Raw genomic sequence first — 21,990 nt, 5'->3', positions numbered from 1 at the left:
CCCTGCCATGGAAACCACATACATGTCGCCCGTCCAGACCATCATCGCCGCCCACCGCCAGGGCCAGTCCGTCGGCCTGTACAGCGTCTGCTGCAGCAACGAGCAGGTGCTGCGCGCGGCGATGCAGGTGGCGCTGCAATACGACACGCCGCTATTGATCGAGGCCACCTCCAACCAGGTCGACCAGTTCGGCGGCTATACCGGCATGACGCCGCCGCAATATCGCGAGTACGTCGAGCAGCTGGCGCGGCAGCAGGAGTTCCCGATCGAACGCCTGATCCTCGGCGGCGACCATCTCGGCCCCAATGCCTGGCAGCACCTGCCCGCCGAAGAAGCAATGGCGAACGCGCGCGATCTGATCGCCGCGTACGTGTCCGCCGGCTTCCACAAGATCCACCTGGACTGCAGCATGAGCTGCGCCGACGATCCGGCGCGCCTGCCCGACGAGACCGTCGCCACGCGCTCGGCCGAACTGGCGCGCATCGCCGAACGTACCGCGACCGCCGCGGGCCTGCCGCCGCCGGTGTATGTCATCGGCACCGAGGTGCCGATTCCCGGTGGCGAGGCCTCACTCGACCCCGGACTGGAAGTGACGAGTCCGAAAGCCGTCGCGCAGACGCTCGACGTGCATCGCCGCGCCTTCGCCGCGCCGGATCTGGCGGCCGCATGGCGACGCGTGATCGCGATGGTGGTGCAGCCGGGCGTCGACTTCGACCACAGCACGATCCACCACTACGATCCGCAGGCCGCCGCCGCGTTGTCGACGTGGATCGAGACGCAGCCGGGGCTGGTGTTCGAGGCGCATTCCACCGACTACCAGACCGAGGCTTCGCTGCACCGGCTGGTGCACGACCACTTCGCCATCCTCAAGGTCGGTCCCGCGGCGACGTATGCGTTCCGCGAGGCACTGTTCGCGCTGGCCGCGATCGAGAGCGAACTGTTGCCGATCGAACAATGCTCGGACCTGGTCTACGTGCTCGAGCGGGTCATGCTCGAGCAGCCGCGCCACTGGCAGAAGCACTATCCCGGCACGCCGACCGAACAACGCGTGCTGCGCCGCTACGCACTCAGCGACCGCTGCCGCTACTACTGGGGCGAGCCGCCGGTCGCGCAGGCGGTGACGCGGCTGATCGACAACCTGACCCGCCATGCGCCGCCGCTGATCCTGCTCAGCCAGTACCTGCCCGAACAGCACCAGCAGGTGCTGCTGGGCCGGCTGGCGCCGCACCCGGAGGCGCTGATCCAGCACAAGGTCGCCGGCCTGCTGGCCCAGTACGCCCGCGCCTGCGCGCGCAACGGCGCCGAAGTCCCGGCCTGAAACCGAAAGAAAGGCCGCGACGCGGCTTTCGAACCATTAAGCTTCCGCTTTCACCCTGAAAAGAAAGGTCAGGCGCGCATGCGCAACACCCGCCAACGTCGCGAGCAGATCCTGCAGCTGCTGATCAGGCAGGGCAGCGTGCAGGTCTCGGACCTGTCCGAACAGTTCGGCGTATCCTCGGTGACGATCCGCGCCGACCTGTCGCACATCGAATCGCAGGGCCTGGCCACGCGCAACCACGGCGGCGCCAACCTGGTGCGCACGCCGCCGCAGGAACAGGACATCCACGAGAAGGACAGCCTCAACAGCGCGCTGAAGGAGTCGATCGGCACGCGCGCCGCGCAACTGGTGCAACCCGGCGACAACATCATCATCGACTCCGGCACCACCACCGTCACCCTGGCCCGCCACCTGCGCGACCTCGACGGCGTCACGGTGATGACCAACGGCCTCAACATCGGCTGGGAACTGGCCAACGCGCCCGGCGTCGAGCTGATGCTGACGGGCGGTTCGCTGCACAAGCCGTCGCTGTCGTTCCAGGGCGCACAGGCCGAGGCCTGCCTCAACACCTACAGCTTCGACACGCTGTTCCTCGGCGTCGACGGCCTCGACCTGCAGTTCGGCCTCACCACCCACCACGAGGCCGAGGCCCGCCTCAACCACCGCATGGTCGAGCGCGCGCGCAAGGTCATCGTGCTGACCGACGCCTCCAAGTTCGGCCGGGTCAGCCTGCACCGCATCGCGCTGCTCGAGCGCGTGCATGCCGTGATCACCGACGCCGGCATCAGCACCGAATATCGCGACGGCCTGCAGCGGCTGGGCATCGAGCTGATCGTCGCCGACTGAGCGGTTTCGCGCTGTCGTGGATTCGTGTCGTGCTGCGGCGATCCAGGCAATGGCCCTTCGATAACGTCTGGAATGGCTCTTGCGCCGGTGACGCGACCCTCCCGATGATGGGCTGGGAACAATCACGGGAACACCGATGCATGCCTACCGATCCGTCCTCGCCTGCGTTGCGCTGTCCTTCGCATTCCTGGCCTGGCAGCCACCGGCCAATGCGCAATCGGACCACGGCGCATCGCCAGCCGCCGCCGTGACCGACGGGCGACACGATTTCGACTGGGAAATCGGGCACTGGAAAACACGGGTGTCGCGACTGCAGCGTCCCATGACCGGTTCCGACAGCTGGGTCGAGTACGAGGGCACCAGCGTCGTCCGCAAGATCGGCAACGGTCCTGCCAATCTGGTCGAACTCGATGTGGCGGGCCCGGCCGGACGCATCCAGGGCGTGTCGCTGCGCCTGTACAACCCCGAATCCCGCCAGTGGAGCCTGAACTATTCCAGTCATGCCAGCGGCACGCTGAGCCCGCCGCAGACCGGAAGCTTCATCAACGGACGCGGCGAATTTCATGGACTGGAAACGATTGATGGCCGCGTCGTGCTGGTGCGCTTCGTGATCTCGGAGGTCACGCCGGATTCCGCGCGCTTCGAGCAGGCCTTCTCCGATGATGGTGGCAGGAGCTGGGAGGTGAACTGGATCGCGACCGACACGCGCATCCGCGACAAAACACCGTAGCCCGGGTAAGTCCCGATATGCTCGTGCAAACCCGATGAAATGAAGCCCATGCGCGAGCTGTATCCGGAAATCGAGCCGTATCGCACGCATCGTCTCGCCGTCGACGCGCTGCACGAACTGCACGTGGAGGAATGCGGACATCCGGACGGCGTGCCCGTAGTGTTCCTGCATGGCGGCCCCGGCGCGGGCCTGTCGCCCTACCATCGGCGCTTCTTCGATCCGACGCGCTACCGCGTCGTGCTGTTCGACCAGCGCGGCGCCGGCAGATCCACGCCGCACGCCGAACTGCGCGACAACACCACCTGGCACCTGGTCGCCGACATCGAGGCGATCCGCCAATACCTGCGTATCGAACGCTGGGCGGTGTTCGGTGGTTCCTGGGGTTCGACGCTCGCGCTGGCCTACGCGCAACGCCATCCCGCGCGCGTGTTCGGCCTGGTGCTGCGCGGCATCTTCCTTGCCCGGCCGGGCGAGCTGCGCTGGTTCAACGAACTCGACGGCGGCGCGTCGTGGATCTTTCCGGAACGCTGGGCGCGCTACCTGGCGCATATCCCGGCAGAGGAACGCGGCAACATGATCGAGGCCTACTGGCGTCGCTTCGACAGCGACGATCCGGCAACGCGGCTGTCCGCAGCGCTGGCCTGGGGCCACTGGGAAGGCGGCAGCACCACGCTGCTGCACGATCCGGACGAGCCGGGCACGTTCGAGGATCCGCACGTGGCGATCAGCGTCGCGCGCGCCGAGGCGCACTATTTCCGCCACGCGATGTTCCTCGAGCCCGACCAGCTGCTGCGCGACATCGACCGCATCCGCCACATTCCGTCGACCATCGTGCACGGCCGCTACGACATCATCTGTCCGGTCAGAAGCGCGCGTGATCTTGCCGACGCCTGGCCGGAAGCGGCATTGCGCATCGTGCTGGCCGGCCACAGCGCCGCCGATCCAGCCATCGTCGACGCGCTGGTCGCTGCGACGGATGCACTCGTCGAGCGCCATTCTTCAAGCTGACCCTGCATCGCGGGCCACGCGCGCGATCGCCGCGACAGCGGATCGACGCGCTCGCACTTCGTTGACGCACCGGCCATTAGCATCATCGGTTCTCTTCGATGGAAGCAGCGATGCCGCTCCACGACAGGAAGCTGCAGGACAAGGTGGCGCTGGTCACCGGCGCCGGACAGGGCATCGGCCGCGGCATCGCGCAGCGGCTGGCACAGGAAGGCGCCCGGATCGCGATCGCCGACCTGCACGACGATGCCGATTCGCAACGTACGCTGGCGCTGGTGCGAGAGGCCGGCAGCGAAGGATGCGTACTGGCTGCCGACATCGGCAGCGTCGATGCGGTGCGCGGACTCGTCGCCGCCACCGTCGCGCGGATGGGCCGGATCGACCTGCTGGTCAACAATGCCGGCGTCGAACATCGCGCACCGCTGTGCGATGTCACCGAAGCCGATTACGACCGCGTGCTGGACATCAATCTCAAGGGCGCGTTCTTTGCCGCGCAGGCCTTCGTCCGCCACCTGCGCGAGCATGGCCGTGGCGGCCGCATCATCAACATCAGTTCGGTGCACGAGCAGCTGCCGTTCCCCGATTTCGCCAGCTACAGCGCCAGCAAGGGCGGCATGAAGATGCTGATGCGCAGCCTGGCGGTGGAACTGGCGCCGCTGGGCATCACCGTCAACAACGTCGCTCCCGGCGCGATCCGTACGCCGATCAACGCGCGCGTGCTCGACGACCCGGCGTTGCTGGAACCGCTGCTTGAGAACATCCCGCTGAAGCGGCTCGGCACGCCGCACGACGTCGCCGGCGTGGTCGCGTTCCTGGCATCGGCCGACGCCGACTACATCACCGGCAGCACCGTCTATGTCGACGGCGGCCTGCTGTGGGACTACACCGAGAAGCATGTCCGCGACGATGAGCGCAGCCGCCGTTGAGCTGGGCGATGCCGGGCGCAACGCGGCCCGGATCGCGGAAGTCGCGCCGGCCGACACCCTGAGCCCGGCCGATCGCTACCAGGAACTGTTCGTCGCCGTGCAGGCCGGGCGCGTGTTCTCCGACAGCAAGACCTTCGTCGACTGCGCGCCGTTGCACGATCCGGAAGACATCCTCGATGCCTACCGCGCACGCAGATCACTACCGGATTTCGATCTTGCCGCGTTCGTGCATGACAACTTCCGACCCGAGCACGCGCGCGAGAGCCGCTACGTCGCCGATCCGCAGCGCACGCTGGTGGAGCACATCGATTACCTGTGGGACGTGCTGACGCGGCAGCCGCGGCAGCATCCGGTGCGCTCGTCGCTGCTGCCGCTGCCCAATCCCTACGTCGTCCCGGGCGGGCGCTTCGGCGAGATGTACTACTGGGATTCGTACTTCAGCATGTTAGGCCTGGCCGGCAGCGGGCGACTCGACCTGATGCGCTCGATGGCCGACAACTTCGCCTACCTGATCGACACGTTCGGCCACATTCCCAACGGCAACCGCAGCTATTACCTGAGTCGCTCGCAGCCGCCGGTATTCGCGCTGATGACCGAACTGTTCGAGGCACACGGACTATGCCGCGCCCTGCGCTACCTGCCGCGGCTGCGCAAGGAACACGCCTTCTGGATGGATGGCGGCGAGCAATTGCGTCACAACGAGGTGCACCGGCATTGCGTACGCATGGACGACGGCGCCCTGCTCAACCGTTACTGGGACGACCGCGACACGCCGCGCGAGGAGTCCTACCTGGAAGACGTGACCACTGCCGCGCAGGGCCGGCGACCCGTGCACGAGGTCTACCGCGAACTGCGCGCCGGCGCCGAGTCCGGCTGGGACTTCAGTTCGCGCTGGTGCGGCGGCGATGGCGCACTGGCCAGCATCCGCACCACCTCGATCCTGCCGGTCGACCTCAACAGTTTCCTGCACAAGCTGGAAACCCAGATCGCGCAGCTTTCCGGCGCCTGCGGTGACCAGGCGTCGGCGCAGGAATTCAGCCGTTGCGCCGAGGCCAGGAAGAAAGCGATCGACCGCTGGCTGTGGAGCGATGCGGCCGGCGCCTATCTGGATTACGACTGGCAGCGCGACCATCGACGCGATCATCTGTGCGCGGCCACCGCGACGCCGCTGTTCGTCGGCGTGGCGAGTCCGATGCAGGCACGGCGCGTCGCCGAGACGATCCGCACGCGACTGCTGAAGGACGGCGGCATCGCCACCAGCGAATGTTTCAGCGGCGAGCAGTGGGACCGTCCCAATGGCTGGGCACCGCTGCAATGGATGGCGATCAGCGGCCTGTCCGATTACGGCGAGACGGTGCTGTCGCAGGAGATCGGCCGGCGCTGGCTGTCCACGGTCGCGAGCCTTTACCGGCGCGAACACAAACTGGTCGAAAAGTACGTACTGCAACTGCCACCGGAAGGCGCACACGGCGGCAGCGGCGGCGAGTACCCGCTGCAGGACGGATTCGGCTGGACCAATGGCGTGGTGCGCCGGCTGCTGCAGGACATGGCAGCGGGTGCTGGAGAGGGCGGGTAAACGTGCGCTCTAAACCGCGTTCATGCGCGCGTTCCTGACCATCACCCCGCCGATTTCCTTCAGCAGCTTCGCGGCTACGGTGGCGGTCAGGCCGGAGATGTCGCGGTGCGGGTTGTACTCGACGATGTCGGCGCCAACGATCGGCTGTCCGACGGCATGGATCAGGTCGATCACCTGGCGCGGCGACAGTCCGCCGGGCTCCCGATGCGACACCCCGGGTGCGAAGGCAGGATCCAGCGCGTCCAGATCCATCGAGATGTAGACCGGCGTGGCGATGTCCAGCCGAATGCCTGCGCCCATCTGCCCGGCCTCGATGACCTCGACCCCGAAGCGCCTGAACTGCTCGCGATGATGGTCGTTGACGGTACGCAGCCCGACCTGGATCAGGCGATCGGCCAGGCTCTCTTCCATGATCCTGGCGAATGGCGAGGTGTGGGAGCGCGGATTGCCCTGGTAGGCGTGGTAGATGTCCGGATGCGCATCGATGTGCAGGATGGTCAACCGCGGATGACGGCGACGCACCGCACGCATGATCGGATGCGTGATGGCGTGGTCGCCGCCGAGACTGATCAGCGGATCGCCGGAGGCCAATGCCTGCCCGACATGGCGCTCGATCAGCTCCCACGGATCGCAGTCGCCATCGAAACCGATGTCGCCGTGATCCACGAGCCGGCCTTCTGCCCCCAGGTCGACGCCGGTTTCGCTCCAGATGCTGTAGGCATCCGAATGCAGTTCCTGGCGGATCAAAGCGGGCGCGTCCGCGGCGCCTTTCAGGTAGGAGGAATTGTCGTCGTTGGGAATTCCGAGAATCGAAATCCTGGTCATCCATTCTTCCATGCAGATCAGGGCGAGGACTTTTTCTACTCTTTTAAAGCGCCGTGTCAACGCAGCGTTTCGCCGCTCGGGTGCTGCACTTGTCGCGCCTGCATCCAGCGATCCGCTATGTCGATGACTCAAGCGCGCACGGCTCGTCGCATGGGAATGCGCGCCTGGCTCGCGAGCCTACGCCGGCTGCGACGCGGGCTCGAAGCGATCGTCATCCTTCCGCCGCCGCACCGACGGGAAGAACATCGCGATCGCCGCTGCAGCCAGACCGACCGCCATCGAGCCGATGTACAGCCACGTGTAGCTGCCGTAGCGGTCGAACAGCCAGCCGCCCAGCAGCGGGCCCAGTGCCATGCCCATGCCGGACAGCAGCGTCGCCGCGCCCAGTACGGTGCCTAGGATGCGCGGCGAAAACGCTTCGCGCGCGAGCGAGGCGTACAGCGGCATGGTGCCGCCGTAAGCCATGCCGAACACGATCGCTACGACATAGAAGCCGTCGAGTTCGCTCACGCGCAGATAGGCCGCCGCCGCGAACGCCTGGATCAGCAGCCCGGCCACCAGCACGCGCTTGGCACCCAGCTTGTCGGCCATCACGCCGAACAGCAGACGCCCACCAAGACCGGCGGCACCTTCCATGCTGTAGATGGTGACCGCCGCGGTGACCGACAGGCCGCAACCGACGGCATAGCTGACGGTGTGGAAGATCGGCCCCGAATGCGCGGCGCAGCAGGCGAAATACGCCAGCGCCAGCACGATGAAGGGCCGCGATCGCAACGCCTGCGCGGCGCTCATGCCCTGGGTGCCGGTAAGCCCGGTCTGTTCTTCGGCGACGACGCCCGGCATGGCGCGCACGAACCACACCGCCGGCAGCGTCAGCACCCAGGCCAGTATTCCGACGATCAGCAACGTGGTGCGCCAGTCGTACTGGGTGATCAGCCACGCGACCAGTGGCGAGAGCGTCATCGGCGCGACGCCGACGCCGGCCGACACCAGCGCGATCGCCAGGTTGCGGCGACGTTCGAACGACGCGGCGGTCGCCGCGATCACCGGCGCGAAGAAGCTGGCGGTCGCCACGCCCAGCAGTACGCCGTAGGCGAGCTGGAACTGCAGCAGGCTGTTGGCGCGGCTCGCCAGCACGCAGGCCAGGCCCAGCAGCAGCGAGCCGGCCAGCACGACGATCCGCGGGCCGTAGCGGTCGCTGAGCATGCCCCATCCGAACCCGGCAAAACCCATGCTGATGAAAGCCAGCGTCATCGCGCTGGAGAGTCCGGCGCGCGACCAGCCGGTGGCGGTACTCATCGGCGTCAGCAGCACGGCCAGCGCGAACACCGTACCGACGGCGACGCAACCCATCAGCGCGCCGGCGGCGACCAGCGACCAGTTGCGATCCAGTGCGGGTGAAGAAGCGGTCGTGCTCATGGAGGCGTTTCCCAGGGACTGTATCCATTCGTCGAACGGGGCACCGCGACATCGACAAGTCGCTCAGCCATCCGCGCCCGCCGCGATCACGTCGGCATGCCGTCGAATTCCGGCAACGTCGGATCGATCCGGTCCCAGGCATGGCCGCGCACGCGGTACGTGGTCATCTGCGGCCGGTAGCGGTCCGGTTCGTCGAGGCTGGCGGCGTGCACGGTGAACATGTCCGGCATCGCCGCGAACGTCAGGTAGACCGGCGATCCGCAGGTCGGACAGAAGCCACGCGTTTTCATGTTGCCGCTGTCACTGGCGATGTCCCGATGCGTGGCGACGCCATCCAGCTTCACGCGTGGCCGGCCCGGAAAGGTGAGATAGGAGCCATGGCCGGTGCCGCTGATGCGTTGGCAATCGCGGCACTGGCAGTCGTTCATCACCACCGGTTCGGCAGGAATCTCGTAGCGGATCGCGCCGCAGGCGCAGCCGCCGGTATAGGCCTTGCTCATCTCGCTTTTCCTTCAGAAGGCGTCGTCGCATCCGGGATCGCGCCGGCATCCATCACGCCGGAATGCGCTGTTCGTATTCGCCGCGCAGCCGCTGCCATCCGTCCCAGAACGCCTCCGGCGTTTCGCCTTTCGCCCGTGCGGCCAAAACGTTGAGGTGCATGTGCCAGCCGGCGCCGATCATCAGCAGGTTGTTGCGATCGGAAATGCCGCGGTGGACCAGGGTCAGCAATACCTCACGCCCCTTGGACTCCAGTTCGAAAGACACGCTGCCGTCGCCCCAGGTGAAGGCAAGCCTGCGCGGCGGATCCAGTTCGGTGATCCGGCTCTGCATGCGATGCTCCTCGCCGAAACCGGGCGGGCGCTGGCCGGGTGGATCGGTGAGCTCGTCGTTGCGCCACATCAGTTCGAACGGCGAGTCGACCTGCATCTGCATGTCGCCGGCGGCCAGCCATTGCCGGCGCAACTCGCCATCGGTGAGGTAGGCCCAGATGCGTTCGATCGGGCCGGGCAGCAAACGTTCGATGCGCACGGTATCGGGGGCGGTCAGTACTGCGTAATCGTCGAGTTGCGTTGCGATGTTCATGGCTTTCTCCGTGGGGTGCGGGGTTTGCGTGCGGGCTTCGCCGCGGGTCGGGCGGCGTCCTCGGCCTTGAGCAGGGCTTCGAGGGCGTCGAGTTTCCGGTTCCAGAAGCGTTCGTAATGCCGGATCCATTCCGCGCCGGCATGCAGCGGACGCGCGTCGATCCGGCACAGGTGCACGCGGCCCTGCACCTCGCGCTGGATCAGGCCGGCGCGCTCGAGCACCTGTATGTGTTTGGACGCGCCGGCCAGCGAGATATCGAACGGCGCGGCCAGTTCGCCGACGGTGCGCGGCTGCTGGCCGAGGTCGTGCAGCATCGCGCGCCGGGTCGGATCGGCCAGGGCGTGGAAGACGGCGTCGAGGCGGGAGGATTTATCAACCATGTGGTTGAATATACGCCGCTCCGGCCGATTGTCAACCGATCGGTGAAATATTTTCGATCAGCCCGACAAGTGGCTTTCCGCGCGCCAAGGCGATGGCCAACTCCAATCCCGTTTCAGCCGTTGTCGATTCCGCCCGGCATCGTTCGTCGCATCGATGAAGGGGCGGCAAGCAACGCGGCCCCACATCCACCAGCCAACGGAGAACCCGCATGTACAAGATGGTCTTCATCAACCTGCCAGTGAAGGACCTCGCTGCGTCGACACGCTTCTACGAAGCGATCGGTTGCACCAGGAACGAACAGTTCAGCGACCAGAACGCATCGTCGATGGTGTGGTCGGACACGCTCAGCTTCCAGCTGCTCACGCGCGACTACTACGCCACTTTCACCCGGAAACCGATCGCCGACGCGCATGCCACCAGCGGCATGCTGATCGCGCTGCCGCGCGACAGCCGCGAGGACGTCGATGCCATCGTCGCGGCCGCGGCCGCGGCGGGCGGCAAGGCCGACATCCGCGAACCCCAGGACATGGGCTTCATGTACCTTCGCACCTTCGAGGATCCGGACGGCCACACTTTCGAACCGGCCTGGTTGAATCCGGAAGCGGCGATGGCCAGCCTGTAAGCACGTGAGCGCAGCGAGGACGACACGCCGATCGACTGCATGGTCGATCAGCGTTCCCGTTCGAGTGGCGATCGCCATCGTCATGAAATCCACACAGCCCGCCACCTGAACTTCGCATTCGGTCGGAATGAATTCCATGCGTCATTAAACCCTGACGCAGGTCCTCGCATCCAAGGGCGTGCGGCGGTTCACCGTCGCGCGTCGTCTGGATATGTCGACGGAATCCATTTTCGACCGGGAGCACCCAATGAATGCACGATGGGTAAAGCGGCTCGCCTGCATGGGCCTGATGCTGCCGGCGCTGGCGCATGCGCAGATCGATCTGACCACGTTTGACCACGACATGGCCGGTCCGCGCACGCAGGTACTGGTGCTCGGCACGGTACACCTCAGCGAACTGCCGAAGGACTTCGATCCGAAGGCGCTAGATCCGCTGCTCGACCGGTTGGCCGGGTTCAAGCCGGAAATCATCACCATCGAGGCGATCGGCGGCGAGCAATGCGATCTCGCCGCGCGCCACCCGACGGTGTACGGCGCCGATTACTGTGCCGGCACTGATGCAGCCAGAGCCGCGACCGGGCTGGAGGTCCCCGCCGCGATCGCGGCGATCGACAAGACGCTCGGCGATTGGCCCACTCAACCCACGCCCGCGCAACGACGGCATCTGGCCGCGCTGTTCCTGGCCGCCAACGAGCGCGCATCGGCCTATGTGCAATGGCTGCAACTGCCGCATGTCGAGCGCCGTGCCGGCGATGGCCTGGACGACGCGCTGGTAGCGATACTCAAGCAGATCGAAACGCGCAACAACGAGAACTATCAGATCGCCGCACGCCTGGCCGCACGGCTTGGGCTGCAACGCGTCCACGCCATCGACGACCATACCGGCGACAACACCCGGATCTCCGACGCGGAGGTGAAAGCCTTCGGCCAATCGGTCCAGCAGGCGTGGAACGCGGGCCGAAGCGAAAAACTCGATGCGATGGAGCAGCAGGAGAAAAGCCTGTCGCGCGCGCACGACCTGCTGCCGCTGTACGGCTTCATCAATCGTCCCGATCACCTGTGGCTGCGCGCCGACATCAACGCGGGCGCCGCGATGCGCGCGCAATCGCCGCAGCACTATCCGCAGATCTGGGCCGCCGGATGGGAGATCCGCAACCTGCGCATGGTCGCCAACATCCTGCAGACCTTCCGCGAACGCCCCGGCGCACGCGTGCTGTCCATCGTCGGCGTATCGCACAAGCCCTGGTTCGACAGCTGGCTGGGACAGATGCAGGGCGTGGCCATCGTCGATGCGGAGCAGATATTGAAATGACCAACGCTCGGTCTTAACCCGCCTTTCGCGCGTCGGCTGATAGGTTGCCGTTCGAGTAACACTGCGATCGGCCAGACGACCGCATGGAGAGCCCGAACATGCACCCGACTCGGCAGCGACTCCGCCTATCAGGCGGCACGGAGCTGTCCTTCATCACGGCGGGCGATGCGGCCAAGCCTGCCGTGCTGCTTCTGCACGGATCTCCGAGCTCGGCGCGAATGTTTCGGGACGTCATCCCCGGACTGTCGCAGGCTGCCTACGTGATCGCGCCCGACCTGCCGGGCTTCGGCGAGTCAGACGTGCTGCCCTCGCCTTCGTTTCCCACTATCGCCGAAGCCATCACAGAGCTGCTGGACCGGGTCGCGATCGGGCCGCGATATATTTATCTGCACGATTACGGCGCGCCAGTGGGTTTGCACATTGCCATGCAGGCGCCGGAAAAAGTTCTCGGCGTCATCGTCCAGAACGGCAACGCGCATCGCAGCGGGCTCGGCCCACAATGGGCGCAGACGCTGGCCTATTCGTCGCATCCCAACCCGGAAAACGAGGCGGCCGCGACCGCACACCTCACCTTCGAAGGTACGCGCGGTACTTACACGACCGGCGCTCCGCCGGACGTGGTCGCGCGCATGTCGCCCGAGATCTGGAAGGACGACTGGCGGGTGATGAATCTGCCGGGCCGGATGGACACGCAGCGCGCGCTGATCCGGGACTACGGAAAATACGTCGAACGATTCGACGCCATCGCCGAGTATCTTGCGCGTCGACAGCCGCCTGCGCTGATGGTATGGGGAAGGCACGATCCGTTCTTCGAGCTCGACGAGGTACTGTCGTGGATGCATGCCCTGCCGAGGATGGAGGCGCACGTCCTCGACGCCGGCCACAAGCTGCTCGAGACGCATGCAGCAGCCGCGGTGTCGCTCATGCTCGACTTCATCGAACGCACACAGTCTGAAATCGAAAGGCCGGGAGCGTGAGCGACGCGCCAGTCAGCTAACGCGACCCGGTCATGCAGCGTGCGCGGAATTTCCGCAGCGTGGCCACCGATCCAAGGCAGGAAAGCGCCTCGCATGGCGATTTTCTCGCCACCGGCGACGCTCTCGAGGCTGCGCCGGCACGAAATGCGCCGAGCCTGACGCTGTTCCGTCCAGCCCTTGGCAACTTTCCGACGCGCGCGCCACAAGAAGTGTCGGGCGTGGGCCTGCCAGCGGCAGCCGAGGCACTTTGCGGCCTTCCCTTGGCACTTCGTTGGCTGCAGCCGTCCCAACCGGCCGTGCGCGGCGCTTTCAGCGAGGCTATTGGCCCGTTATTCGCGGCTGCTTGAACCTGTCGAGCCGCTAGTGACGTAAAGCAGGCTGAAGGTCGGGTATTGCGGCACGCGGTCGTTGATATAAGCGACGGCGAAGGCGTCCCGCCGCATGACATTGCCCGCGTTGTATGTGGTTCGGCTTGCAAGTTCCGTCCGGCGAGTTCTAGCCGCCCTTCTTCGCCAAGGCTTCGGACAGCAGTACCTCGTAGAGTTGGACGCGCAGCCGCATATGCGCACCTACCCATGCGATGAGGTACGTAATCGCTAGAAACAATGCCACCAGAATCTGCCAGTACGGCACGGCGCCAGGATCGAAATAGGTTTTCAGCTGGATAGCCAGGACAAGCAGGATGGGAATAGCGCCCAGCTTGTCGATGCTGCCCGCCAGCAAACCCAGTTTCGATGTCAGACGATTCTGCACGTTCCGTGCGAAGCGCTGATGCTCTTCAAGCAGATCTCTCGGAAATTCGACGAGCCATCGAATGAGACCACGGAATTGGACAAGGTCGTGATCCAGTTGTTTGACCTGGTCGCTCTTCCAGCGCAGAAAGCCGAGAGCCACTACCGCAATGCCGCGAAAGAATTCCGGTGCAAAGCCCAGGACGGCAATCCACAGCCCGGCCTTGCTCACATACACCATCCACATCTGAGGTTCCAAGAACTCGATCAGCAGGGACGGCAGAAGTCCTGCTATGACACCAATGACGCCGGCGACAGTGAACGGAATGAGCCAGCGCGGCATATCGAGAATAGCGGCCGGGCCGTCCGGCATCGCACGAATGCGCTTTTCCAGTTCCGCGAACGACAATCCTTCATCCGTCATGGCCAACCGATCGCGCTCCCCTTGCGTGTACAAAGTGTACGGCGAGAGCTCTCACTGCACCCAACTTGTCGCGGGAGTTCGATGACGCACTCTGGATCAGGCCCAACGTAACCCCGAGCAAGCGAAGCGCACCCGGGGCGAGCACCTCAAATTCCTCGAGGCGCCCACCGATGCGCGAACGCTACCTTCACAAAGCTTTACCGATGCTGTCCCTCGCCGGCCGCACTCCCGCGGCCAGTTCCACCCGAGGAGGCAACCATGCACCTGCCCCACCTGTCGTCCGCGCTCGTCGTCGCGCTCGCGCTATCGCTGTCCGCCTGCAGCAGCACCCCCAGCGAGGCGGAGCCCGCAGCCACGCCCTACACCATCAGCTCCGAGCAGCTGACGCTGGAGGGCACCATTACCCGCATCGACAAGGCCGATCGCGTGGTGGTCATCCGCGGCAGCGAGGGCAACGAGATCGAGTTCCAGGCCGATGCGGACATGCGCAACTTCGACCAGCTCGAGGTCGGCGACAAGGTTTCGCTGGATTACACTAGCGCCGTTGCGGTCGACATCCAGCCGGCCGGCAGCGCCGAGGTGGGCACCACGATCCAGGAAGGCGCGAGCATGGCGGCGGCGGGAGCCAGGCCCGGAGCCTCCACCAATCAGACGGTGACGATCGTCGCCGAGGTCATGGGCGTGGATACCGCCGCCAACACGGTCACCGTGAAGGGACCGCGCGGCAACGTGGTGACACTGGACGTGGCCCGCGACGACCTGCGCCAGCGCCTGACCACGCTGAAAGTCGGCGACAAGTTGCGCGCCACCTTCACCGAGGCGATCGCGGTGAATGTCCGGCCCAGTCCGTAATGAACTGACCGATGACGCACGCCGCCGCAAGGCGGCGTGTTTTTGTGGCAGCCCGCGAACGTAGCCGGGTTGGCTCTACCAACCCAGCACCGCGGTGGGTCGATGCGCATGACGCTGGATTGATGAACCCAACCCAGCCTGTGATCTGCACGAACGGAAGTTCAATCCGCTACGCGTATCCGTTTGCCACGCTCGAGGCGATACGGCACGTCCGCGTCTTCTTTGATCGGCCAGCTCTGGGCCATCCGGGTTTTGACCTGGGCGTACAGCGCACCCATGTGCTTGTCGCAGGTATTCGAGCTGCCAGGATCGCTTTCGGCGAACAGGTAAACCCGCATGTCGGATGCGGGATCCCCGCCTTTCGGATAGTCGCTGTGCCCGCCGAGCACGATCCTCGTGCGACCGCCGGAGTAAAGCTCGATCTCCGCATGCGTGTACGACCAGGGCGCCAGCTCCGCGCCGGTGGAAGTAATGCTGGTGTCCGAGAAATTCCTGCGGATCAGGATGGACGCGTCGAAGAAATCCTTCCGCGCCTGGATGATCTCCGCCCGGTTGGCTACCCGGAACGAGAACGTTGCGCATACGAGCGTGTGAGGCTTGGGCGGGTCCTTCGCGCACGATGCGAGCATCGCCACCAGTAACGCCGATATGACTCTGCTTCGCATGGATCCCCTTTGCCGACAGGTTACAAGCAACGTAGGCTGGGTTGGCTCCACCAACCCAGCACCGCGACGGAACGAAGTCGAAAGCGCTGGGTTGATGGAGCTAACCCAGCCGACGGTCCTGGCTTACCGATACGGCCCAGGGCCGCGCCAGACCAGTTTTCCCATCCGGTAGACCCGTTGCATGTTGATGACCTGGCGTGCGTCGCCGATGGCCTCCAGTGCCGGATCATCCGCTTCGAGCAGTCGACATGGGCCGGACTCGCGCCTCAGCGCGGTTTCCAGCGGGCAGACCATGTACTGGCGTATGCCCGGCAAGGGAAGGAAGAGTTCCGTCACTCCCTGGTCGCGCCAGGCGCGTAGCCGGATTTCGCTGCGCAGGTCGTAGGAGACCTGGTAGCCGTTTACTTCCAGACTGGGTTCGCCGGCGCCAAACGCGTGGCCGCGGCCGCGCGCGATGGCAGGGCTTCTGGCCAGGCCCGCATTTTCGGGGGCGACATCTTCCCGCATCATGCCCGGCGGCTGTCCCCAGATGTGCGCGCGAGGCTGCGGCGGTGCAGGCGGTGCAGGCGGTGTGGGCGCTGCGGGCGGAGTTTCCGCACGCGCTTCGGCGTGATTCTGCGCGGCGGCGTCAATGACGACAGGCGGCACTGGATCGTCGGCACGCGTGACCCGCGTGGCTTGGACACGAGAGGACCTGGGCTTCGCTTTGGGTTTGCTCGCGGGCGTCGCCTTGACGGGAGGTGGCGTCCTGCCGATGAAGCTCACGGCCACCCGGCTGCCGGCATCGGCGCCTTGCGACGTGGTTACGGTGACCTGGGAAGACAACATCACGAGGAGTAGCAACAGCAGGTGCAGCAGCGCGCACACGAGCACGGCGGTCCAGTGCTGCAGACGTTCGATCCGGGTTTCGGCGCTGACATCCCCTGGGGTCGACGCCTTGATCATGTCGCCGGAGGTGCATCGGGGATGGAGGACTTCATGCGGCATTTACAGCGTGCGAACCAAGGGCTAAAGGGGAAGGAATTAAGTCAAAGGGCTAAAGGGGACAGAGGGAATTAAGTCGTCTTAATTGCCTCCGTCCCCTTTTTCCGGGTTACGCTGGCTATTACCTGCCAACTAATAAACGACTGCGTCTGCGATCTTTTGCAACTCAATGAGCTCAGCATCCGCCAAGATGTCAATGCGCCCGAGCGTAGCCTCCCTGATTCCTTTTCGTGCCCGCGCCAGACGAGCAACCATTGGCGGAATGATGGAATTTGAGAAAGCCGAAAATTCGCGGAGATCTTCGGAGGAAGATGGTATTCGGTAGCCTTTCGCGCAACTTGAGATGATGACGTCCGCATCTCGTAACTTAGCCACAATGACTGAACGAAATCGGTGGTCGCTTACGGGTTCTCCCAAGTGGGACGAAATTTCACGTTTTAAAGTTCGCGTAGAAAGGAACGAGCCGGGCTCACCAAGCGTGTGATGGGCGAGCAATGCATCCAGAAAAATCACTCTAGACATCTCGTCCCGATCACTATCTTTCTGCCCATACGCTTCCAGGTAACTTTGTGCGCGCTTGACGCAGTATCGGCGAATCACTTCGTCGTCTTCCCTAGCATGCTCACCGATCGGAAGAGATGTCACTTCCTTTCCGCTCGGCCAAAGCGTGACAGAAACGGAATTTCCGAGCGCCGCCCTCAGTTCGCCATTGTCTTGGACAGATTTTATCGGGTCGTAAATTCGAGCCAAGCTTCCCGCAAAGAGATCCGCGGCTTGGATCAACACATTTTCTTCGCTTTTCTTCGAAATAAATTTCGTTGATGAGAAGAGATCACGTGCGTACTTCCTCTCAAGATATGCTTTGAGCTCCTCTTGAAATTGCTCGCTACCATGCTCGTCGTGGACTATATGAATGTCGTCGCCGCAGCGTGTCACGCGCTCGTAAAGTGCGCTGGCAAAGAATTTGACGAAACTTTTCTTAAATGACAATCCAGAACAGCTATCTAATTCGGTCTTGCGGGCACAATACGCAATAATAAATACATCTAGCTTGGATAACGCACGCATCACGTGCAGCCGGCGCCCTTGCTTCGCCCCTATCGAGCTTGACTTCATTTCTCCCGATTGGAAAAATGTTTTACGGATTTCCTCAGCTTGAACCATGACGTGTTTAAGCGCGCGATCGCGAACACAAAGCGCTACTACGATGTAAGTCGACGAAACGCCCGGTTTGCTTACGTCGAGGTGCGAATCGCCATATTCATCTACGAACACGTGTAAGCGTTCCACCGCTAGATCTCCAGAAAGCAGAAGGGCCAAGCCGCTTTACTGCGACTTGACCCAAGCTTGGAGGCTGAACTCAAGATCTATGACCTTTAGCTCAGCCGCACTTCGAATACCCACAATTCAAACAAGTCGCACACCCATCCATGATCACCAGCGCTTTCGCGCTGCACTTGTGGCACAGCGTCGCCGACGGCGGGAACGAGGCGCCGTCGCCGGTCACGGAGATGTCTTCGTTGCTTTCGCGCTCGACCGGGTCGGCGAGCGCGCCGCCGACGCTGGGGCTTATGTCAGGCTTTTTTTTTGAGCGCTGTTCGTAGGCGGCGCGCTTCTCGGCGATCAGCGCGCGCTGGGCCGGGCTCATCTCGGGATCGTGGATCATGCCGATCGACTTGAGGTGGTCTTCGACGATGGCGCCAAGTTCGGCGACCAGCGACGGCATGTACACGCCGCCGGCCTTGAAGTAGCCGCCCTTGGGGTCGAATACGGCCTTCATTTCGTCGACCAGGAAGGTGACGTCGCCGCCCTTGCGGAATACCGCCGACATGATGCGGGTCAGCGCGACGATCCACTGGAAGTGTTCCATCGACTTGCTGTTGACGAAGATCTCGAACGGGCGGCGCAGTTCGTGCTCGGTGCCGGCGTTGAGCACGATGTCGTTGATGGTCACGTACATGGCGTGTTCCACCAGCGGCGACTTGATCTTGTAGGTGCTGCCGATCAGTACTTCCGGGCGCTCGATGCGCTCGTGCATCTGGATCACGTCGGCGCTGGGCAGTTCCGACTCGACGGTGCTACGCGCGACAGCGGCGACCGGCGCGTTTTCGCGAGCCTTGTCTTCCGGCGTGACGACGGCGTAACCCTTGATTTTCTTGTCGATCTTGACGGCCATTGCGGTGTTCCTGGTGTGCTGGTTTATGGTTTTTATATGGGGGCTGGGTGGGCGGAGATCAAAAGCGGCTCGGCATTTGCGTCGCGCTGCTCACCCGTCCTTGCGGGGCGCCCTCTCCCCGCATGCGGGGAGAGGGCTGGAGCGAGGCATTACTTCTTTTTGGCGACTTTCCTGGCGGCCTTCTTGGCCGGTGCCTTGCGGGCACTGGCCTTCTTGGCTACGGCTTTTTTTGCAGCCTTTTTCGGGGCGGCCTTCTTCGCCGTGCGCTTGGTGGATGCCTTCCTGGCCGGTGCCTTGCGGACGCTGGTCTTCTTGGCGGCCTTCCTGGTCGATTTCTTGGCGGCTTTCTTGGTCGACTTCTTCGCAGCCTTCTTGGCGGCGCTCTTCTTCTTGAGCGCGGTCGCTTCGGCCTTGGCACCGGCGCTGGCGGAAGCCAGCGACTTCTTGGCCTTGGTCACGCGCTTGCTCACCGCTTTCTTGGCGCTGCTGACGCGCTTGCTGACGGCCTTGCTGGCCTTCTTGGCGGTCTTCTGCGCGGTGGCGACGGCGCCGCGCGCGCGCTTGACGACCGCGCTGCCGACATCCTGGGCTTTCTCCGCGACCGCCTCGGCGGCGTTGGAAATCGTCGCCGTTACTCCATTACCGTTACTCATCGGGGTGTCCTCGTCTGTTCTTGTGACGGGCGATGTGCCCGTTTGCGGAATGTAGCGCGATCCATGGCGCGTGCAAGCGATTCCCGGTGTGCGGTTCCGGCCTTTTCTTCCGCTTGCGGGAGGAGGTCGGGCAATGGAGGTGCGGTGGCTGGAGGCGAGGCCGGAAAGATCGGGAGCCTGCCCCTCTCCCGCCGCATGGCGGGAGAGCGAGCTCAGCGCTAGAACTTGCCGTAATAGCCCTCTTTGAGCGCGTCGAACAGATTGGCGGCGGTGTGCATCTCGCCGTCGTACTCGATCTGTTCATTGCCCTTCACTTCCAGGGTGCTGCCGTCTTCCAGCTCGAAGCGGTACAGGGTGTTCTCCAGGTCCGTCTCCTTGACCAGCACGCCCTGGAAGGCGGCGGGGTTGAAGCGGAACGTGGTGCAGCCCTTCAGGCCCTGCTCGTGGGCGTAGCGGTAGATGTCCTTGAAGTCCTCGTACGGATAGTCGGTCGGGACGTTGGCGGTCTTGCTGATCGAGGAGTCGACCCACTTCTGCGCGGCGGCCTGCACGTCGACGTGTTCCTTCGGGGTGATGTCGTCGGCGGAGATGAAGTAGTCGGGCAGCTTGCTTTCGGCGTCGTCGGCGAACGGCATGGCCTTGGGATTGACCAGCTCGCGGTAGGCGAGCAGCTCGAACGACCAGACGTCGACCTTTTCCTTGGACTTCTTGCCTTCGCGGATCACGTTGCGGCTGTAGTGGTGGGCGAAGCTCGGCTCGATGCCGTTGCTGGCGTTGTTGGCCAGCGACAGGCTGATCGTGCCGGTCGGCGCGATCGAGCTGTGGTGGGTGAAGCGCGCGCCGCTTTCGGCGAGCTGTTCGACCAGTTCCGGCGCGACCGTGGCGACCTGCTGCATGTAGCGCGAATACTTGGCGTGCAGCACCTTGCCGGGAATCTCCTGGCCGACCTTCCAGCCGTCGGCGGCCATTTCCGGGCGCTGGCGCAGCATTGCGGCGGTGACGGTGAAGCGCTCTTCCATGATCGGCGCCGGGCCTTTCTCCTGCGCCAGCGCCAGGCCCATCTCCCAGCCGGCCACGGCCATCTCGCGGGCGATGCGCTCGGTGAATTCGCACGACGCCTTGGAGCCGTACTTCATCTGCAGCATGGTCACGGTGCTGCCCAGGCCGAGGAAACCCATGCCATGGCGGCGCTTGCGCAGGATCTCGTCGCGCTGCTGCTGCAGGGGCAACCCGTTGACCTCGACCACGTTGTCGAGCATGCGGGTGAACACGCGCACCACTTCCTTGTACTCGTCCCAGTCGAACGTGGCCTGGTCGGTGAAGGCGTTGCGCACGAACTTGGTCAGATTCACCGAGCCGAGCAGGCAGGCGCCGTACGGCGGCAGCGGCTGCTCGCCGCAGGGGTTGGTGGCGCGGATGTTCTCGCACCACCAATTGTTGTTCATCTCGTTGACGCGGTCGATCAGGATGAAGCCCGGCTCGGCGTAGTCGTACGTCGAGACCATGATCATGTCCCACAGGTGCCGCGCCTTGAGGTGGCCGTAGATGCGGCAGGCGACCAGGCCGTCGTCGCGGCTGACGTAGCTGCCCTTGGTCGGCCATTCGCGCCAGACCACCTGCGTGGCGTCGTCGATGTCGAGGTCGACGGCTTCCTTGTGGTTGATCGGGAACACCAGCGGCCAGTCGGCATCGTCCTTGACCGCCTGCATGAAGCCGTCGGTGATCAGCAGCGACAGGTTGAACTGGCGCAGGCGGCCGTCCTCGCGCTTGGCGCGGATGAAGTCGCGCACGTCCGGATGGCTGACGTCGAAGGTGCCCATCTGCGCGCCGCGGCGGCCGCCGGCCGAGGACACGGTGAAACACATCTTGTCGTAGATATCCATGAACGACATCGGCCCGGAGGTGTAGGCGCCGGCGCCGGACACGTAGGCGCCGCGCGGGCGCAGCGTCGAGAATTCGTAGCCGATGCCGCAGCCGGCCTTCAGCGTCAGGCCGGCCTCGTGGACCTTCTCCAGGATGCCGTCCATCGAATCCTCGATGGTGCCCGACACGGTGCAGTTGATGGTCGAGGTGGCCGGCTTGTGTTCCAGCGCGCCGGCGTTGCTGGTGATGCGGCCGGCGGGGATGGCCCCGCGGCGCAGCGCCCAGGCGAAGCGCTCGCCCCAGTACTTCTGCTTCTCGGCGGTCGGCTCGGCCTCGGCCAGGGCCTTGGCCACGCGCTGGTAGGTGCCGTCGATGTCGGCATCCACGGCCACGCCCTGCTTGGTCTTGAGCCGGTACTTCTTGTCCCAGATGTCCTGCGAGGCCGGCTGCATCGGGATCTCGCGCTCGTCGCTGCCGGTCTGGACTGTTTCCAGGCGTACGGTACTCATGCCGGTCCTATCTCCTTGTTCGTGGCCCGGATCGTGCCCGGCCTGTTGTTCTTGTTGGTTCCGCCGCGCGCCCGGGCCGGAACACCGACCGGAGCCCGCCGACGGCGACGCCG

The 21,990-nt window shown here is 64.6% G+C and carries 22 protein-coding genes and 1 pseudogene; 11 read left to right on the top strand and 12 right to left on the bottom strand.

All coding sequences use genetic code 11. The annotated features are described in order from the left end of the window. The first annotated feature begins 22 nt into the window (after window positions 1-22). The 6 genes and pseudogenes from IP90_RS12070 (at window position 23) to treF (ending at window position 6,401) form a co-directional block, all read left to right on the top strand. Window positions 23-1,318, top strand: a complete 1,296-nt coding sequence (locus IP90_RS12070; protein ID WP_144899893.1) for a D-tagatose-bisphosphate aldolase, class II, non-catalytic subunit — start codon at window positions 23-25, stop codon at window positions 1,316-1,318. Window positions 1,319-1,390: 72 nt separating this feature from the next. Further along, window positions 1,391-2,164, top strand: a pseudogene (locus IP90_RS12065) (DeoR family transcriptional regulator); the annotation flags it as partial. 136 nt (window positions 2,165-2,300) lie between these two features. Continuing rightward, window positions 2,301-2,894, top strand: a complete 594-nt coding sequence (locus IP90_RS12060; RefSeq protein WP_144899891.1) for a hypothetical protein — start codon at window positions 2,301-2,303, stop codon at window positions 2,892-2,894. 48 nt (window positions 2,895-2,942) lie between these two features. Further along, window positions 2,943-3,902 carry a prolyl aminopeptidase gene (pip, locus tag IP90_RS12055; protein ID WP_144899975.1) on the top strand — a complete coding sequence of 320 codons (960 nt, stop codon included), beginning with the start codon at window positions 2,943-2,945 and terminating at the stop codon, window positions 3,900-3,902. A 110-nt stretch (window positions 3,903-4,012) separates the two neighbouring features. Next, window positions 4,013-4,825, top strand: coding sequence for an SDR family NAD(P)-dependent oxidoreductase (locus IP90_RS12050; RefSeq protein ID WP_144899890.1), 813 nt, complete (start codon window positions 4,013-4,015; stop codon window positions 4,823-4,825). Beyond that, entirely contained in the window at window positions 4,806-6,401 is a 1,596-nt protein-coding gene (gene treF / locus IP90_RS12045; protein WP_144899889.1) for an alpha,alpha-trehalase TreF, read from the top strand. The genes IP90_RS12050 and treF overlap by 20 nt, the downstream gene beginning before the upstream one ends. 9 nt (window positions 6,402-6,410) lie before the next feature. Here treF and IP90_RS12040 read toward each other — a convergent pair whose 3' ends face one another. The 5 genes from IP90_RS12040 to IP90_RS12020 form a co-directional block, all read right to left on the bottom strand. After that, window positions 6,411-7,226, bottom strand: coding sequence for an agmatinase family protein (locus IP90_RS12040; protein WP_144899888.1), 816 nt, complete (start codon window positions 7,224-7,226; stop codon window positions 6,411-6,413). A 177-nt stretch (window positions 7,227-7,403) separates the two neighbouring features. Continuing rightward, entirely contained in the window at window positions 7,404-8,645 is a 1,242-nt protein-coding gene (locus IP90_RS12035) for an MFS transporter (protein ID WP_144899887.1), read from the bottom strand. 86 nt (window positions 8,646-8,731) lie between these two features. Beyond that, window positions 8,732-9,145, bottom strand: a complete 414-nt coding sequence (locus IP90_RS12030; RefSeq protein ID WP_144899886.1) for a GFA family protein — start codon at window positions 9,143-9,145, stop codon at window positions 8,732-8,734. A 52-nt stretch (window positions 9,146-9,197) separates the two neighbouring features. Continuing rightward, on the bottom strand, window positions 9,198-9,728 hold the full coding sequence (locus tag IP90_RS12025; protein ID WP_144899885.1) for an SRPBCC family protein: 531 nt from the start codon (window positions 9,726-9,728) through the stop codon (window positions 9,198-9,200). Then, window positions 9,725-10,108 carry an ArsR/SmtB family transcription factor gene (locus tag IP90_RS12020; protein ID WP_144899884.1) on the bottom strand — a complete coding sequence of 128 codons (384 nt, stop codon included), beginning with the start codon at window positions 10,106-10,108 and terminating at the stop codon, window positions 9,725-9,727. The genes IP90_RS12025 and IP90_RS12020 overlap by 4 nt, the downstream gene beginning before the upstream one ends. 209 nt (window positions 10,109-10,317) lie before the next feature. Here IP90_RS12020 and IP90_RS12015 point away from each other — a divergent pair, with 209 nt between their 5' ends. The 4 genes from IP90_RS12015 to IP90_RS12000 all read left to right on the top strand — a co-directional run bounded on the left by IP90_RS12015 (window position 10,318) and on the right by IP90_RS12000 (window position 13,367). Beyond that, a complete protein-coding gene (locus tag IP90_RS12015; RefSeq protein WP_144899883.1) occupies window positions 10,318-10,731 on the top strand; it encodes a VOC family protein in 414 nt (137 codons plus the stop codon). A 247-nt stretch (window positions 10,732-10,978) separates the two neighbouring features. Beyond that, window positions 10,979-12,043: a DUF5694 domain-containing protein gene (locus tag IP90_RS12010; protein ID WP_242007579.1), complete on the top strand. Its 1,065-nt coding sequence runs from the start codon at window positions 10,979-10,981 to the stop codon at window positions 12,041-12,043. A 98-nt stretch (window positions 12,044-12,141) separates the two neighbouring features. Beyond that, entirely contained in the window at window positions 12,142-13,020 is an 879-nt protein-coding gene (locus IP90_RS12005; protein ID WP_144899882.1) for an alpha/beta fold hydrolase, read from the top strand. A gap of 59 nt (window positions 13,021-13,079) precedes the next feature. Continuing rightward, window positions 13,080-13,367, top strand: a complete 288-nt coding sequence (locus tag IP90_RS12000; RefSeq protein ID WP_144899881.1) for a hypothetical protein — start codon at window positions 13,080-13,082, stop codon at window positions 13,365-13,367. A gap of 148 nt (window positions 13,368-13,515) precedes the next feature. On the opposite strand, the gene IP90_RS11995 is transcribed toward IP90_RS12000, so the two are convergent. After that, window positions 13,516-14,181, bottom strand: a complete 666-nt coding sequence (locus IP90_RS11995) for a hypothetical protein (RefSeq protein WP_144899880.1) — start codon at window positions 14,179-14,181, stop codon at window positions 13,516-13,518. A gap of 252 nt (window positions 14,182-14,433) precedes the next feature. On the opposite strand from IP90_RS11995, the gene IP90_RS11990 reads away from it, so the two are divergent. After that, complete coding sequence (locus IP90_RS11990) at window positions 14,434-15,027, top strand: hypothetical protein (protein WP_144899879.1); 594 nt, start codon at window positions 14,434-14,436, stop codon at window positions 15,025-15,027. A 161-nt stretch (window positions 15,028-15,188) separates the two neighbouring features. Here IP90_RS11990 and IP90_RS11985 read toward each other — a convergent pair whose 3' ends face one another. The 6 genes from IP90_RS11985 to IP90_RS11960 form a co-directional block, all read right to left on the bottom strand. Beyond that, window positions 15,189-15,662, bottom strand: coding sequence for a hypothetical protein (locus tag IP90_RS11985; RefSeq protein WP_144899878.1), 474 nt, complete (start codon window positions 15,660-15,662; stop codon window positions 15,189-15,191). A 153-nt stretch (window positions 15,663-15,815) separates the two neighbouring features. Then, window positions 15,816-16,637, bottom strand: a complete 822-nt coding sequence (locus tag IP90_RS11980; RefSeq protein ID WP_144899877.1) for a type II toxin-antitoxin system RelE/ParE family toxin — start codon at window positions 16,635-16,637, stop codon at window positions 15,816-15,818. Window positions 16,638-16,808: 171 nt separating this feature from the next. Then, complete coding sequence (locus tag IP90_RS11975; RefSeq protein ID WP_206751916.1) at window positions 16,809-17,966, bottom strand: DUF3800 domain-containing protein; 1,158 nt, start codon at window positions 17,964-17,966, stop codon at window positions 16,809-16,811. Window positions 17,967-18,057: 91 nt separating this feature from the next. After that, the gene (locus IP90_RS11970) at window positions 18,058-18,852 is read right to left on the bottom strand and encodes a TSCPD domain-containing protein (protein ID WP_144899875.1); all 795 of its coding nucleotides are present in this window, start codon (window positions 18,850-18,852) and stop codon (window positions 18,058-18,060) included. A gap of 149 nt (window positions 18,853-19,001) precedes the next feature. After that, on the bottom strand, window positions 19,002-19,505 hold the full coding sequence (locus IP90_RS16640; protein WP_158635337.1) for a hypothetical protein: 504 nt from the start codon (window positions 19,503-19,505) through the stop codon (window positions 19,002-19,004). Between the two features lie 218 nt (window positions 19,506-19,723). After that, window positions 19,724-21,877, bottom strand: a complete 2,154-nt coding sequence (locus tag IP90_RS11960) for an adenosylcobalamin-dependent ribonucleoside-diphosphate reductase (RefSeq protein WP_144899873.1) — start codon at window positions 21,875-21,877, stop codon at window positions 19,724-19,726. Window positions 21,878-21,990: the final 113 nt, after the last annotated feature.

The sequence above is a fragment of the Luteimonas cucumeris genome, assembly GCF_007830035.1.
Taxonomy (GTDB): Bacteria; Pseudomonadota; Gammaproteobacteria; order Xanthomonadales; family Xanthomonadaceae; genus Luteimonas_C; species Luteimonas_C cucumeris.
This window is presented reverse-complemented; position numbering and strand designations above follow the sequence as displayed.

Coding starts and splice junctions, on each gene's coding strand:
- IP90_RS12070 (WP_144899893.1), top strand. CDS start 23: ATGTCGCCCGTCCAGACCATCATCGCCGCCCACCGCCAGGGCCAGTCC.
- IP90_RS12060 (WP_144899891.1), top strand. CDS start 2,301: ATGCATGCCTACCGATCCGTCCTCGCCTGCGTTGCGCTGTCCTTCGCA.
- pip (WP_144899975.1), top strand. CDS start 2,943: ATGCGCGAGCTGTATCCGGAAATCGAGCCGTATCGCACGCATCGTCTC.
- IP90_RS12050 (WP_144899890.1), top strand. CDS start 4,013: ATGCCGCTCCACGACAGGAAGCTGCAGGACAAGGTGGCGCTGGTCACC.
- treF (WP_144899889.1), top strand. CDS start 4,806: ATGAGCGCAGCCGCCGTTGAGCTGGGCGATGCCGGGCGCAACGCGGCC.
- IP90_RS12040 (WP_144899888.1), bottom strand. CDS start 7,226: ATGACCAGGATTTCGATTCTCGGAATTCCCAACGACGACAATTCCTCC.
- IP90_RS12035 (WP_144899887.1), bottom strand. CDS start 8,645: ATGAGCACGACCGCTTCTTCACCCGCACTGGATCGCAACTGGTCGCTG.
- IP90_RS12030 (WP_144899886.1), bottom strand. CDS start 9,145: ATGAGCAAGGCCTATACCGGCGGCTGCGCCTGCGGCGCGATCCGCTAC.
- IP90_RS12025 (WP_144899885.1), bottom strand. CDS start 9,728: ATGAACATCGCAACGCAACTCGACGATTACGCAGTACTGACCGCCCCC.
- IP90_RS12020 (WP_144899884.1), bottom strand. CDS start 10,108: ATGGTTGATAAATCCTCCCGCCTCGACGCCGTCTTCCACGCCCTGGCC.
- IP90_RS12015 (WP_144899883.1), top strand. CDS start 10,318: ATGTACAAGATGGTCTTCATCAACCTGCCAGTGAAGGACCTCGCTGCG.
- IP90_RS12010 (WP_242007579.1), top strand. CDS start 10,979: ATGAATGCACGATGGGTAAAGCGGCTCGCCTGCATGGGCCTGATGCTG.
- IP90_RS12005 (WP_144899882.1), top strand. CDS start 12,142: ATGCACCCGACTCGGCAGCGACTCCGCCTATCAGGCGGCACGGAGCTG.
- IP90_RS11990 (WP_144899879.1), top strand. CDS start 14,434: ATGCACCTGCCCCACCTGTCGTCCGCGCTCGTCGTCGCGCTCGCGCTA.
- IP90_RS11980 (WP_144899877.1), bottom strand. CDS start 16,637: ATGATCAAGGCGTCGACCCCAGGGGATGTCAGCGCCGAAACCCGGATC.
- IP90_RS11970 (WP_144899875.1), bottom strand. CDS start 18,852: ATGGCCGTCAAGATCGACAAGAAAATCAAGGGTTACGCCGTCGTCACG.
- IP90_RS16640 (WP_158635337.1), bottom strand. CDS start 19,505: ATGAGTAACGGTAATGGAGTAACGGCGACGATTTCCAACGCCGCCGAG.
- IP90_RS11960 (WP_144899873.1), bottom strand. CDS start 21,877: ATGAGTACCGTACGCCTGGAAACAGTCCAGACCGGCAGCGACGAGCGC.